9 protein-coding genes, 4 tRNA genes and 1 pseudogene are annotated in these 13,526 nt (G+C 64.4%); 7 read left to right on the top strand and 7 right to left on the bottom strand.

Features of this window, described 5'->3' with window-relative positions:
* Window positions 1-599: 599 nt before the first annotated feature.
* Both AB0H62_RS20815 and AB0H62_RS20810 read left to right on the top strand, forming a co-directional pair.
* Entirely contained in the window at window positions 600-1,610 is a 1,011-nt protein-coding gene (locus AB0H62_RS20815; protein ID WP_220241377.1) for a hypothetical protein, read from the top strand.
* 223 nt (window positions 1,611-1,833) lie between these two features.
* Window positions 1,834-2,130: a hypothetical protein gene (locus tag AB0H62_RS20810; RefSeq protein WP_220241376.1), complete on the top strand. Its 297-nt coding sequence runs from the start codon at window positions 1,834-1,836 to the stop codon at window positions 2,128-2,130.
* 905 nt (window positions 2,131-3,035) lie between these two features.
* On the opposite strand, the gene AB0H62_RS20805 is transcribed toward AB0H62_RS20810, so the two are convergent.
* Together AB0H62_RS20805 and AB0H62_RS20800 are read right to left on the bottom strand one after the other, a co-directional pair.
* Window positions 3,036-4,838 carry a UvrD-helicase domain-containing protein gene (locus tag AB0H62_RS20805; protein WP_220241374.1) on the bottom strand — a complete coding sequence of 601 codons (1,803 nt, stop codon included), beginning with the start codon at window positions 4,836-4,838 and terminating at the stop codon, window positions 3,036-3,038.
* Window positions 4,835-6,748 carry an AAA family ATPase gene (locus tag AB0H62_RS20800; RefSeq protein ID WP_360587532.1) on the bottom strand — a complete coding sequence of 638 codons (1,914 nt, stop codon included), beginning with the start codon at window positions 6,746-6,748 and terminating at the stop codon, window positions 4,835-4,837. The genes AB0H62_RS20805 and AB0H62_RS20800 overlap by 4 nt, the downstream gene beginning before the upstream one ends.
* A 345-nt stretch (window positions 6,749-7,093) precedes the next feature.
* On the opposite strand from AB0H62_RS20800, the gene AB0H62_RS20795 reads away from it, so the two are divergent.
* Window positions 7,094-7,303, top strand: coding sequence for a hypothetical protein (locus tag AB0H62_RS20795; RefSeq protein WP_304504335.1), 210 nt, complete (start codon window positions 7,094-7,096; stop codon window positions 7,301-7,303).
* A gap of 2 nt (window positions 7,304-7,305) precedes the next feature.
* On the opposite strand, the pseudogene AB0H62_RS20790 reads toward AB0H62_RS20795, so the two are convergent.
* Window positions 7,306-7,593: pseudogene (locus tag AB0H62_RS20790) on the bottom strand (Lsr2 family protein); the annotation flags it as partial.
* Between the two features lie 227 nt (window positions 7,594-7,820).
* On the opposite strand from AB0H62_RS20790, the gene AB0H62_RS20785 reads away from it, so the two are divergent.
* A complete protein-coding gene (locus tag AB0H62_RS20785) occupies window positions 7,821-8,162 on the top strand; it encodes a helix-turn-helix domain-containing protein (RefSeq protein ID WP_220241371.1) in 342 nt (113 codons plus the stop codon).
* Window positions 8,163-8,315: 153 nt separating this feature from the next.
* Window positions 8,316-9,527 (top strand): integrase, encoded by a 1,212-nt coding sequence (locus AB0H62_RS20780; protein ID WP_220247784.1) that lies wholly within the window; start codon window positions 8,316-8,318, stop codon window positions 9,525-9,527.
* A 49-nt stretch (window positions 9,528-9,576) separates the two neighbouring features.
* On the opposite strand, the gene AB0H62_RS20775 is transcribed toward AB0H62_RS20780, so the two are convergent.
* The 4 genes from AB0H62_RS20775 to AB0H62_RS20760 form a co-directional block, all read right to left on the bottom strand.
* Window positions 9,577-9,651: transfer RNA gene (locus tag AB0H62_RS20775), tRNA-Val, on the bottom strand.
* Window position 9,652: 1 nt separating this feature from the next.
* Window positions 9,653-9,723: transfer RNA gene (locus AB0H62_RS20770), tRNA-Cys, on the bottom strand.
* Between the two features lie 26 nt (window positions 9,724-9,749).
* Window positions 9,750-9,822: transfer RNA gene (locus AB0H62_RS20765), tRNA-Gly, on the bottom strand.
* Window positions 9,823-9,949: 127 nt separating this feature from the next.
* Window positions 9,950-10,375, bottom strand: a complete 426-nt coding sequence (locus tag AB0H62_RS20760; protein WP_005159130.1) for an SsgA family sporulation/cell division regulator — start codon at window positions 10,373-10,375, stop codon at window positions 9,950-9,952.
* 385 nt (window positions 10,376-10,760) lie between these two features.
* Here AB0H62_RS20760 and AB0H62_RS20755 point away from each other — a divergent pair.
* Together AB0H62_RS20755 and AB0H62_RS20750 are read left to right on the top strand one after the other, a co-directional pair.
* A tRNA-Val gene (locus AB0H62_RS20755) sits at window positions 10,761-10,835 on the top strand.
* A 994-nt stretch (window positions 10,836-11,829) separates the two neighbouring features.
* Complete coding sequence (locus tag AB0H62_RS20750) at window positions 11,830-13,416, top strand: sugar transferase (RefSeq protein ID WP_220247783.1); 1,587 nt, start codon at window positions 11,830-11,832, stop codon at window positions 13,414-13,416.
* Window positions 13,417-13,526 lie beyond the last annotated feature (110 nt).

Genomic DNA, 13,526 nt, shown 5'->3' with positions numbered 1-13,526 from the left:
GCGTGCTCGAAGCCCCCTTCGTTGACTGCGTGTTCCGATGATCGGGAACGGCGAATTTTGTCACCCCCTGTTCCGCTCCTCGGGAATGTTTTGACGCGGCGCAATCGGGAGATGTTCATGGTTTTGTCAAAGTTTTGCGCAGTCTGTAGATGGGAATATAGCCGATTTCGTGAAAAGTTCCTCGGGAATATTCGCAAACCGCCCAAAGTGTACGTGTTTCCCTCAGAGTGTTTGTCAACCCGATTGGATCAAGATTTCACCGTTGCACTCCTGATAGCGTCGCTCGGTCCGCAAATTCGCGCGGGTACTCAAATGGGGAGAAAATGCGTAAAGGAAGATCGCCCTCGACTGCCCTGGTCCTAATTGGAGCTATTCTGGTTGTGGCTGCCCTGTCGGCTTCGAGTTATGCTACCGCTTCCGCGAGTGTGTTATCGGGAAGCCGGTTGGATGCCATCTCCCGCGACCCAGGCTCACAGCTGCAGCTTCAGAAGTGTCGCCAGCAAGCGGAACGGTCGGCACATTACGCCGGCGTCCTTGACTGCCTCGTCGCAGTGAAAAGGTCCACGGAGAAGAGGCAAGAGAATTACCAGGCGTCGACGATGGCTGGTCCTGTAGGTAATCTTGTTCCGAGAGGAAAGGCGTCGCCGAATAACGGGGTTTCTCAGGCGTGTCTGTCAGACGCTTCCAATCCTGATCGGTTCGTCTCATGTTCGTACGAAGGCTGGACCGTCAACCATATACATGAGGTTGATGGTGTAGACGAAGTCGTTGGTTGGATTGACTTGAATATCTACTCTTCGATTGACTTTGATCAGAGTCGCGCTGCATCTTGGGAGCTCAACGCTGAGATTTTCGTTCCCGATACCGAGGGAACACTGCAGGATGGAACAACGGCGCAAATGTGGACCGGGTGCATGGATCATCCTGACAAATGCATTACTTCGCAGCTTGAAGGAACCGATGCGGAGAATGAGCCTGTCCAGCTTGCCCCGCAGGCCTTGATCAACAAGACATACACCCAGTACACGGATCTTCCACAGGCGGGCCAGACCACCGTCCTCAATGGCAACCTGGGCGTGGCGCTCGAGGTCGCGGTCCCGGGTGCTTCTACTACTATAGCTGATCATGAATCCAACACTCTTGTAGGCCGTTGCGACAGTCTGTCAAACAACTATGGGCAAGGATGTGTAGACCAGAACGGTCCGGCATATGTGGAGTATAATTCAATCGACAACCCGAAAGTGACAGAGGTGGCGAAGCATGTATTCACTGCAATTCGCACACTTCCGAGCCATTGGGGTAATCCGTCTCTGAGCCATCCGTTGACTCGGCTCACTGATGGCAAGAAAGACGACGCCAACCGCGCATTTGCGTGCGCGGGAGTGGTTGTTGATCCAGGCGTTACGAGCTGTGATGAGTACCCGTTGGCCAGTACCTACCAGGGCGGCCCTGCCTCTGCTGCCAACGATCGTTCGACCGCCGTCGTGCCGAAAGCGGCCAATGATAGTCAAGGCGGGCTCACCCAAGGGTATTACGACTATTATCGGATCCTTGACAGTGACCCGTTCTGGGTGCAGGCTGTGTTGCCAGACGGTACGAAAGTCTGGTAACGACCGGTAAGCGGTGTGTGAATTGCCTGGTGGAAATCTATACTCGACGGTTCTAACCTTCCGACCTCGGGACGGCCAGTATCACGTCCGAGCAAGCCCGGGCGTGGAGAACATGTGGCCGGAGTCAGTTGACGGATTGACCACAGGAGAAGACAACTGGATCGCAATAATTTGCGGTGCGGAGTTTGGAACTGTGGACATAGCAATTGAGGTGATGGCCTCGATGCCGACCCTGGAAGAGGGGTGGGACATGGTGGTCGAACGCGACATTGAAGTCGAGGATGAAGGCCTTAACTTTCGCGAACTGTACGTTCTCGACACGCCCGAATCGGTTCCTGTCGGAGCCGGCTGGAACCGTGTCCGGGTCGCGGTGCGGGATCGCCTCGCAGCTGCCCGGCAAAGCCCGCCGACGGACATGTCGATCGAGAAGCACCGCATCCAGGTCTGGCCTGTAGACGAACCCTCCGAACCCCGTGTGGTCGTCGGTCCAGACGAGTACGCCCGGCGCTACCTCAGCTGAATCTACCGACGATCAGCGCTGAAGACAGGAGTGTTTCCGCTGGGCGACGACCGCAGGATGGCCGTCGCCCAGCTTTGTCAATGCGCCCGTCGGCAGCGCGACGCACCTGGTGTCAGCTCCCGGGCGGCATTAGGTGAACGGGCGTACCGGATGCCGGCGGCATGGTCGGCAAGTGACCGGGAAGATGGCGAGCGGTTGCCCTGTCTGAACCTGGTGTCGTGTCGGTTCTACCCGGATTGGCGGGCGACAACGCGACGAACATGGTCACGGCCAGCGCAGCGAGGACGATCGCTCCCACCAGCAGGAGCCCCGAACGTGACGTCACGCTGTCACCTCGTAAAGACAACGCGTCGTGGCGTGTGCGTCGGTCCTGCTCCCAGAGCTGATCTTCATCGCCCACGGATGATATCAGAATTGAAGCGGCGGCCAGTGCGTAAGACTGGAGCCGACGAGTTGAGTATTTCGCAGATTCGGACGAGCCCGCACATCAACGAGGCCACCTGGTTCAGCGTGGCTCGTTGGCGCCAGCGGGAGGTACCTGGCGACCTCGTTCCGACCCAGGGCTTAGGCGAACCGATGCCGCTGACCACTTCGTCGTCAGCATCTCGGCGATCCGTTTCACGCTGCTGGAACTTGTCAACGACGCTTGGTCAAGAAATCGTTCTGCACAGGTACCCGAGTACGGGGCCATCGAACGTTGCGGCGTGCGCCTGATGCTCGAGCCGCTGCGTGTTCGCGCGCCAGCTTGCCGACCGCCGGGACCTGACGGCAGGAGGGCATCACGGCCATTTTCACCATCGCCGGCGTTTTGGTCAGCCTTGGTTGAACCGTCTCCTGTGACGCCGCCTCGGCGATCTCGCCCACTGGGGAAGGCTGATGAGCACGTGTTCTGCCATCGGCTCGCATCAGGTCGTTGTCAGCTCGAACGCCACGTCTTTCAGCTCAAGTAGTGCTGCAACGCGTTTCTGAGCGTCCTCGGGCATGGCGATCGCCAATAGGCGTCGTGCCCGCGTGGCGGCGACGTAGAGTACGCGCAGGTTCTCTGCGACATCGGGCGGGTGGCTGCCAGCTATCCACGCGTCGACGAGGCCATCGGTGCGGGCATTCGAAGGCACGATGACGAGTACGGCCTCTTCTTCCTCACCCTTGACCTGATGGATGACGCTCGTCCGTACTGGGGTCATCGAATCCGACGAGATAACCCCGGCCGCGGCGCGGGGGGTCTTGTCTTTGAGCGCGGCTACAGCGCTCAAGCGGCCGGACGTGTCCAGCCGCAACATGCCGGGGGCTGGCGGCAGCAATTTGAGCTGGTTGGTTGCCTCCCGGCACCAGTCGGCGAAGGTGCCGTGGTCGACGTCGGGTAAGGCTACTGCCAGTTTTCCCGCGAGCTGACGGAGCCGCCAAGGGTCAACGTCGACGCTGGCACAGATTGCCTCGACGGAGCGATCGGCGGTGTCTGCTTCTGTGTACCAGTAGCGGAGGATTGCCCGTTGGAGGATGTCGTACGCCAGGTGGCGCAAGGACGGGTTCCTGTGATTCGACTTGGCGATTGTCGCGGCCCATGCCACTCGGGCCGGGTAGTTGGCGGGAGGTTGTGTGGCTGGTGTAGCCGTCGTCGAGGGCAGGGTCGTTCCGGCGTGTGCCAGCACCACGCGTCTCTCGGTGGCGATGCCCAGTTTGTCGGCGTGATCGTTGAACACGGCGAGCGCTTCGTCGGGCTGCGAACCTTTCGTGCCGATGAGCAAGATACCCGCCGGCTCGTCGCGGTTCGGTCCAACGGGTGAGTCGGCCGGCCTCGCTACGGTCGCGGGCCGAAGTGTGGCGGCAAGGCCGCAAATGGCCGGGCTGCTGCGCCAGTTTCCCTGGAGGTCGACTCGTGCGCCGAGTGACTCCCCGAACGCGCGGATATTGGCGGGCTGCGCTCCGCGAAACTCGTAGATGGCCTGGTCTGGATCACACACGAAGACCAAGGGGATCCCGGCGTCGTGCAGCAAGCCGAGGATGGCGAGATCATGAGCCGAGCAGTCCTGAGCCTCGTCGACGACGATCTCGTCGAATCGCCCGGACAGCATCGCGACGGCCTCGGTGTGTCTCCGCCGTAAGGTCTGCAGGGCGAGAACTCTGATTTCATGCCCAGTGACGTAGCCCTGGTCGATGAGGGTTTTTCTCTTTCGCACCACCGCCAGAGCGGCTTCATCGAGGCGGCCTTGCTTGGCCAGGGCGGTATAGCTCTTGATGGCCCGCTTCTTTGGTTGAAGCTGTGCGGTGCACTGTCGCGCGTCCGGGTCCCGGCTCCAGTTGAAGTCGTTCAGGAACACCTTGTGCTGGTTCGTGCCAAATCCCACCTCGACAGTGGCATCGATGCGATCCCAGGACTCGATACGGTGCCAGATCCTGCCGGGCGTGAGGAACGGCCGGACGAGGTAGCGCCAGAGGAAGGTGTCGATGGTCCCGACATAGTTCGGGAACGCGGCGAGCTCCGGCTTGCCGGCTTGGCGGCAACGCCGTGCGACCTCATCGCAAGCGACGTTCGTAAAAGACAAGACGGCCCGGCCTCGAGCGCCTCGCCGGTCGGCCAAGTGCCGATCGACGATGACTCTGGTCTTTCCAGCGCCGGGGCAGGCTGAAACGTAGAGTGGCGCCGGGTGTCGAACCGCCTGTTCCTGTTGCCGAGTTGCGGCCGCCGTGCGCGGGTCTGGTCCGGTCACGACTGCAGCTCCACAATCCAGGTGATGGCCGCCCTCAGGTAGGCGGGGACGACGACGTCCTCGGTCTGCATGCTGAGCTCGGCGAAGTCCTGAGCGAAGTCGCCCTTGCGAAGGTCCTTGTCCTTGAACTCCTTCTGGAACCGGGTGATGCGTTCCTCCTTGTCGGCCATGGCGTTGATCTCGGTCCACACCTTCGGGCCGACTTGGGGCTTCTGCCGATTGAAGGCCTGCTCCGCGACAGCCACGTTCGCGGGACCCGCGCGCAGTAGTTCGGGCTCCAGGGTCGGGTCCGCCACGAAGACACCGAGCCGGTCCTCGGCGCCGAGGCTCTTGGCCAGCTTCAAGAGGTTCGCCCGACGGTCGTAGTTAAGGTCAGGATCCTTGTCGGTGATCACCGCAACTCTCTCGGCGATACGGCCGCAGCCGGCGTCGGTGAGCAGTACCCGTATATACGGGGCGAAGTCCACACCGTCGATCGCGACGATCGTGGTACCGACGAACCGTGCCCAGCTCGCGCGGGCGAGGTCGGCATCGTTCGCTTCGGCAGCTGAGACTGAAGGGGCACGAAACAACGGCGAGGCGGTAGGACGGGGCAGAACCTTCCGCGCGAACACCGGCAGGAGCAGGGACTCCGCGATACCTTCGACCAGGACGACGCGGGGCCCGAACAGCATGGCACTGCGCGTCGCGTCGAGGTAACGCTTCAACTTCCCATGGCCACCGTCGAGATCGAGTTCGGCCAGAGCGATCGCCTTGGATTCGTAGCGACTCTCAGCCGCCGCAAGTGGTTCTTCGTACGATTCACCAGTCGCCGGAACGACCGTGGCCTCCTCCGCGATGACCGGCAACGGGTGACGCTTGAGAACCACGAGATCCTCGACCGCCACTGAAGCGGCTATCAGCGGTGAGTGCGTCGTGACGACCACTTGGACGCGGCCGGCGTAGTCGGCGGAGGCCGGAGCGCTCGCCGACGCTTCAGCGGCGTCGCGCAAATACTCGACGAGCAGGCTCTGCAGCTGAGGGTGCAGGTGAGCCTCGGGCTCCTCGACCAGGAAGACCGTCAGGTCGTGATCGCGTGCAGCACGAAGTTCCGCGACCACGGTCGCGATGTAGAGCAGGTTCGCGTAGCCGAGCCCGGATCCTCGGATGTCTCGAGGGCTCAGTCCCCGGTCGTTCATACGGATTCGAAGCGACCGCGCGATGGACAACAGGTCGGGATCGGCGAACGAGATGTCGGCGACTTGCGGACTCGCGCCCGAGGTGACGTCTGAAAGCGGAGCCCGTACGGCGTTCTCAGCGCCGTCGAGGACCACACCCGTTTCCTTGGTTGACCTGAGGGCGTCCAGGTTCTTCTTCACGGCGCCGACGAAATCTTCGATCGGGACTGCGTGCTCGTTGAGCAGGTAGTTCAGGATCACTCGCAAGCGGTTGCCTGATCCCGAGTTCAGCTCCCGTTGCGCGTCGCGAAGCGGTGGGAGGTAGACGTGCCGCAAGCGTCCGCGTGCTTCGGGCTCGGGGTCGCGGTCGCTCGACCTGCTCTCGCCCGCGACCCACGTCAACTTGCCTCGGGTTTCCGTGCCGACGGGTTGCGTGTAGGCGACCTGGTACCGCACCGACGCCATGTCGTCGAGGACGCCTTGGCTGTAGATGCCGAGCTGATCGGGAGAAGTCAGCGCAAAGGTTGCGCTCAGCTCGGTTGCTCCGCCCCCGGGCATCCGCGCGACATCGTCAACGTCCCAGTACCGGTCGCGGCGTCCATCGAGCGGATCCGTCAGCAGCCGCACGACATCCAGCAAGTTCGACTTGCCGCCGTTGTTCTCGCCGATCACCACCGTCAAGTGCTCACGTATCGGAACTCGAAGATCCCGCAACGAACGAAAGTTCCGCGCCTCGACCGAGGTCAATCGCACTGTGCCCCCACCTGCCCGGCGAACTCCAGCAGCCCGAGGAGGCTCTGGAGTGTCGTAAGTCGATCAATCGCCAGAAAGATCGCGCGTCGACTACGTGTTGTTACAGAAGGTGAGTTTGGTTCGCTCGATCGAGTACTCAGGTCGCGGTGTTGTCGGACAGCGAGGTCGTTTGAGTGAGCGATTTACCCAGTGGCTTGCGGGTCGGTACACGGATGACTGCTCTGGACTACATACCTCGATGGACGGCGGGTGGGCGGAGTGGGGCCTGTCCGCAGCCGGCGGCGTAGGAGCCGAGAAGTTGGTCGTAACTTGTCTCCAAGCGAGCGGATTTCCGGAGTTAAACGGGTGAAAGAAGCCGCGTTCGGCGCCGAAACGCTACTAGCGGAGGATGATGATGGCTCGTACGTCGAGCGCTATTTGCTGCGCGTGGATCGTTGCCTTTTCTTCGCTCGGGTTCGAGTGTTTGGCGAGGTCCTCGGACTACTCGTCGCGCGCGACGCCTGGTATGCGTCGACGACCGGGCGAGCGATCCGTCCGTGTGTGGCGACGGCGTAGCCATTGTTCTGTGCCCACGAGCGAATATGCTGAGTTGTCGAGTGCGCGTCGGCGGGTTGTGGTTCCTTGCTCGTGTCCTCGGATGACTGACCGACTGCGAGTTTGACTCGGCGGCCTCCGGTACGGCGGGCAACCGCCACGTACGGCTGTAGTGCTGACCGCAGTGCTTCTGCGTTCGAGGCGGAGAGGTCGATCTCGTAGGTCACTCCATCAAGTCCAAAAGGGACGGTCTGGTCGGCTGGGGAGCCGTCGGTGTCGTCGGAGATCTCGATCGTGACTTTCTTGGCCATCTGTATCGCCCTTAGTTGAGTTGTCCGGTGATGTGTCGGTTCGTTGAATAGTAACGTCCCGAAATTACGTTCACGTGACCGGTATCTGTCAGGACGAGGTTCTCTATTTTTCTTTCGAGGTACTATTGACGGCTTGTTGGATTGTTGGCATGAATAGTTGTGTGCTGCGGCGAACACTTCCCTGAAGAGGCTGTGAGCGGCAACTCAAAATTGCGTTGGAGTGTGTGATGGAAGTCGAGAGTGGGGTAGACCGTGCCCATGGTTGCGTCGCAGTCGCTGCCGCGATCAGAGAGGTTGCGGCGGCGGTGCGTGCAGCCGCGCCGGATCCGCCGGCGGACCCGGATGCGTTGCTGACGGCGGAAGACGTGGGGGAGTTGCTGCAGCTGTCGCCGCGGACGTTGAAGGACCATGCTGCCGCCGGTGTTCTGCCGCATCACCGGTTTGGCAAGCACTACCGGTTCACCCGCGGGGATGTGGCCGAGATCGTGCGGCTGGGCGCCGCCGAGGTGAAGCGGGCGCGACGGCGGGTGCCGCTGGAGGGCCTTGCGCAGGACTTCCGCGCCGCGTGAAGCGGGGCGGAGTAATAGAGAAAGGAAGTTGAGATGGCCTTCGGCCAGAAAGAGCCCGGCACGGGTGAGTGGCGTGCCCGGTACAAGCGTCCCGATGGGACGTGGGGGAACAGGTCAGGGTTTCCCACGAAGAAGGCTGCCGAGGACTGGGGCGTGGAGCAGGAGGCGCTGATCCGACGGAACCTGTGGCTGGATCCGCGTGATGGCGAAACCCGGTTTGCCGACTTCGCCGAGGCGTGGTTGGACGCTGTGCGTCCGCGGCTGGAGCTGAACACGGCCGCGAAGTACCGATCGTTCCTCGACAACCAGCTGCTCCCGCAGTGGCAGGCGTGGCCCTTGATCGCGATCTTCAACGGCTATGTCGAGATCGAGCGGTGGCTCTCGGAGCTGCATGAGGATTACGCGGAGTCGTCGGTGTCGTCGTACTTCGCGTTGTTCTCGACCATCCTCAACGGCGCTGTCCGTGCGCGGATGATCCCAGCCAACCCGTGCAGCGGGGTCCGCGTGACCAGTGGCGAGTTCGACACCGAGCGGCTGGTCGCCAGTCCGGCCCAGGCGCTGCGGGCTGCCATGCGTCTCTACGAGATGGGTCTGGGGATGTCGGGGTTCGTGTTGTGCCTGATGGACTTCTACACCGGTGCCCGATGGGGTGAACTTGTTGGGCAGCAGCGGCACGAGTACGACGCCGAACGCCGCGGGATCGAGATCCGGACACCGCTGAAGGAAGTCGGTGGGAAGGTCTACAAGGGAGGCCGGAAGAGTAATGATCACCACTTGGACGGTCGCTCGCGGCCGCCGACGAGGCGTGGGAACACCCGGCCGAAGAAGGGGCGGACGAAGACTCCGGCGGGGACTCGGTTCGTGGCGCTGCCGTCGGGGATCGCGGTGCTCTACGAGGAGCTGATGGACAGCCACCGTGATCCCTTCGTGTTGTCCACGCCGGAGGGGCGCCCCTGGCGGCGGTCGAATTTCCGGATCCGGTTCTGGCGGCCGGCGTGGGACGGGATCGAGTTGGACGACGCTGGGGCGGGGGAGCGGCGACCGCCGATTCTGCCGACATTCACTTTCCACGAGGGCCGGCACACGCACAGCACGTGGCTGACCGAGGACGGGATCCCGGAGGTGGCGCGGCGGGCGCGGCTGGGGCAGAAGATGAAGGGGATTGCGCGGGTTTACGACCATGTGACTCCGGCGATGGTGAACGAGATCCTGGATGCGTTGGAGGAGCGCTGGCTGCGGTCGCTGGCTTCGCTGTATCCGGGGGAGCGGGCGAAGCTGGTGTCGTGGTTCCCGCACCTGCGGTCTCGACGGACGATCGGGCCCGGGCCTGGGGCCATCGCCGGATCATCGCCGTCTGACGACTGAAGCTCCGCCCCTCCGGGGAGGGACAGGGCTTCTGACCTGCGGTTTTGGCTGGTGCGCGATACTGGGATTGAACCAGTGACCTCTTCCGTGTCAGGGAAGCGCTCTCCCGCTGAGCTAATCGCGCGAGGTGGAGACGGGATTCGAACCCGTGTACACGGCTTTGCAGGCCGTTGCCTCGCCTCTCGGCCACTCCACCGTGCAAGGCCTCGAAAGAGCCTTTCGAGCGGACGACGGGATTCGAACCCGCGACCCTCACCTTGGCAAGGTGATGCGCTACCAGCTGCGCTACGTCCGCACTCTCCGCGGGTCCCGAATGCCCGGCCTGTGGCCCGGCACCCCGTCGCCGTGGTGTGTGAGAACCATATCGGACCCCGAAAACCGCCCCGTCACCGGGGGGCCATCTCCCGGTTGCGGGGCTGTGATCAGGCGAGATCGTTGGGGATGAGGTGGGTCAGGGCGTCGTCGACGTCGACCCACAGGTGTTCGTTGCCGGGGAGCACCACGTCGTACGTGCGGTCGAGGAAGTCGGCGAGCTCCTGGGCGGAGGCCTCGAACATGGCGTGCCCGGAGGGTGAGTTGAGCTCGATGAGCACGGACTCGGGGTCTTCGACGGAGGGGCGGATTCGCACGTCGCCGTCGCCGGCGTCGGCGAGGAGGCCGTCGGCGAGGAGGTCGCGGGCGTAGACCCACTCGACCCAGCCCGCGCGGCCGGTGCGGAAGGCGGCGACGACCGCGTAGGGGTCGCGAGTGTCGTAGCGCAGTTCAACCTTGACCGGAACCGCCGGGGTTCGCGGCGCCAGCAGGTCGAAAACCGCCGTCGAGCGGAGCGTCACGTGATCGTTGCGCATCGTCCTACCCTTCGTCTCCCTTCCCGGCCCGGACGACCGAGGACGACGATGAGACGCTCCGGAAAGCCGATTCCGTCGCGGGTTTTCCGGAGATCACCCGTCCGTGGTCGGCAGTACCGTTCCGTCCTTCGTCGCCCGCGCCGCGCAGCCCTCCGCGGGCGCCCGCTGGGCAACCACACGTACATACTGCGCGGTTCGACCGTCGCGCGATAGCACCGTCGCACGGATGACGAAGCCGGGCGCGAGCGGCCCCACCGCGGCACAACCCCGGCTAGCTCGGGGTTGTTCGCTCCGTATTCGCTGGTAGACGCAGGGTGTTCGCCGCCAACCACCCGTTTGCAGGCCCTCGAAAGTCGTGTTGTAGAGTTGTCCTCACTCCACGAGCGGGCGATTAGCTCAGGGGGAGAGCGCTTCGTTCACACCGAAGAGGTCACTGGTTCGATCCCAGTATCGCCCACCACATCGAGGCCCCGGATCCCACGATCCGGGGCCTCGAGTGTTTTTCGCGCAAGAATCTTCGCAGGTCAGCACCTCGCGGTGGCGCGACCCGGCCCGGCGGTCGGGAGACCCGGTCCGATCCGGTCGATCACAGCTCCACAACGGTCTCGGCACAGGTTCCTGACCTGCAATTTGCAGGTCGCACGCGGACAAATGACATTCGCCGTACGGGTCGCGGCATTTTTGTGGCAAGCGGGCCCGCGCCGGCGCCGAGAATGTGATCCTGAGCACTTTCTCGATCACGTCGGTGTTCGGACCACCCGAACGGCCGCACGCAGTTCGCCGGCGCTCCGACCGCGGGTCGGCTGCGCAGTCCGCCGACGTTCGAAGGTTTCCGTCCGAGGCGCGGCCGTTCCGGTGAATCTGCCGCGCTTCCGAGGCGCCCCAACGACCTCGTGCGCCGGCGGGCGCGGTTCGGCAAGACGGGTGAACGAGGCGATCCCGCGGTGGGAGCACGGCGTGATCGACGCGCCGGCGCGCGCACCCCGGGGGAGTATGGGGCCCGGCCGAGACTTCGCGTGTGACGAAAACCCGACGCCGTGACACCGTGAAGCAGAATGTCACCCCCGGCGCGGCCCGATCCGCCGGAACTCCGGGAAAATCCACAGTGGACGCGTCCGGACCGGAGTGTCCACAGTGGAACATCCCGGTGGCCGGGACGCCCCGGCCACAGCGCCGAGGATGGTGGAAGAGTGACTACATTCCGTAGTTATCGGTAGGTTGCCACTTATTACTCATCGTCATCATCCCGTTATCATCAAGCCATTCATTTGCGTGAAAGAGCAGCAGGATGTGGCTGGAATCCTTGTAACGAGTCCCGGATAGCCGCCGATACCTTGGCGTGTGTCGCTCCTTTGGTGGCTGAATCGGGTACGGGTCTTGATCACGCTCCGAGATCAAACTCGTTCACGCAGCGTGCCGGCGGAGACCTTCGAACCATGCTCCTGGGAGGTCTGATGGAAGAGTCGGTGCGGCCCACATCCACGGTCAGCGAACCGCCGCCGCACATCGACCTCCAGGCGATGCCGGAGATCCCCGCGATTCCCGAACCCGCCGGCGCCGGGAGGGTGAAGACCGCGACGGCCGCGGATGCCGCGCGGGCCTCGCACGCGACCCGGCCCGCGCCCGTCGAGTCGACCACGGCCAAATCGCATCCCGCTTCGTGGGAGAAGCGTTACCGCGCCTGGGTCATCGCCAGTGACATCGTCGCCGCCTTCGTGGTGATCGGCGTCAGCGCCTTCGTGATCGACCGCGTGGCACCGCAGGACATGCACGCGTTCGGCACGGCCCTGGCGGTGCTGTGCGCGCTGCCGGTCAGCCGCGCGTGGAGCCCGCGCGTGCTCGGCGAAGGACCCGAGGAGTACCGGACGCTCGGGCGCGGCCTCATCACCGCCGCCGTGCTGGTTGCGCTCGGCGGCCTGCTCTTCCGCGCGCTCGACGTGCAGCCGTGGGTGTTCATCGTGGTGCCCGTGATCGCGCTGTTCGCCTTCCCCCAGCGCTACCTGCTGCGCCAGGTCCTGCACCGCAAGCGCCGCCGCGGCCTGTGCCTGCTGCCCGTGATGGCGGCCGGCAGCCCCGGGACGGTGGCCGACCTCATCGCCCGCACGAAGACCGAGGCGCACGTCGGCTGGCGCGTGGAAGCGGTCTGCACGGTCGACGGCGGCACGGACCGCGGCAGCGGCGAGATCGACGGCGTGCCCGTGGTGGGCCGGCTCGAGGAACTCTCCCGGCACGTGCGCCGCGGTGGCTACCGCGTGGTCGCCATCACCGCGGACCAGTACTGGACGCCGAAGCGGTTGCAGCGCCTCGCGTGGGACCTCGAAGGCACCGCCGCGGAGCTGGTCGTGGCGCCGGTGCTGATGGAGGTCGCGGGGCCGCGGCTCAACGTCTCGGGTGTGCTCGGCATGCCGCTGCTGCGGGTCACGGCGCCGCGGTTCACCGGTGGCCGACGGCTCGTCAAGGAGGTCGTCGACCGCTGTGGCGCGGCGTTCCTCCTGACGCTGTTCTCCCCGCTGCTGCTGGCGATCGCGCTCGCCGTGAAGCTCGGCGACCGCGGCCCGGTGATCTACCGGCAGCGCCGCGTCGGCAAGGACGGCAAGAACTTCACGATGCTGAAGTTCCGCACGATGGTCCCGAACGCCGACAAGATCCGCCAGAACCTCGAAGCCGACAACGAAGGCGCCGGGCCGCTGTTCAAGATGAAGCGCGACCCGCGCGTGACCCGCGTCGGCGGGCTGCTGCGCCGCTATTCGCTCGACGAGCTGCCCCAGCTGTTCAACGTGCTCGCGGGACGCATGTCGCTCGTCGGCCCGCGCCCGCCGCTGCCGGAGGAGACGCGGCAGTACGCGCCCGACGCCCGCCGCCGGCTGCTCGTGAAGCCCGGCCTCACCGGCCTGTGGCAGGTCAGCGGCCGCAGCGACCTGTCCTGGGCCGACAGCATCCGGCTCGACCTGCGCTACGTCGAGGACTGGTCGCTCGCGCTGGACCTGGTGATCATGTGGAAGACCTTCCGGGCCGTCGTCGGCGGGGACGGCGCCTACTGAGCGCCCGACGAGGTCCGTCGAAGCGGGCCCCCAACACCCCGGCGGCGGCCGCGTGCGGGGTGGGGGGGGACGAGGCCGGGCGAGCCGCCCCGGGTAGCGCCCACCCGCGG

It is taken from the genome of Amycolatopsis sp. NPDC050768 (genome assembly GCF_040654155.1).
GTDB lineage: Bacteria > Actinomycetota > Actinomycetes > Mycobacteriales > Pseudonocardiaceae > Amycolatopsis.
Note: the sequence above shows the minus strand (reverse complement) of the source record. Positions and strands in the feature narration are given on the sequence as shown.

Bases quoted from the DNA above. Each gene is read 5' to 3' on its own strand.
- AB0H62_RS20815 (WP_220241377.1), top strand. From the start codon at position 600: ATGGCTGGTCCTGTAGGTAATCTTGTTCCGAGAGGAAAGGCGTCGCCG.
- AB0H62_RS20810 (WP_220241376.1), top strand. From the start codon at position 1,834: ATGCCGACCCTGGAAGAGGGGTGGGACATGGTGGTCGAACGCGACATT.
- AB0H62_RS20785 (WP_220241371.1), top strand. From the start codon at position 7,821: ATGGAAGTCGAGAGTGGGGTAGACCGTGCCCATGGTTGCGTCGCAGTC.
- AB0H62_RS20760 (WP_005159130.1), bottom strand. From the start codon at position 10,375: ATGCGCAACGATCACGTGACGCTCCGCTCGACGGCGGTTTTCGACCTG.
- AB0H62_RS20750 (WP_220247783.1), top strand. From the start codon at position 11,830: ATGGAAGAGTCGGTGCGGCCCACATCCACGGTCAGCGAACCGCCGCCG.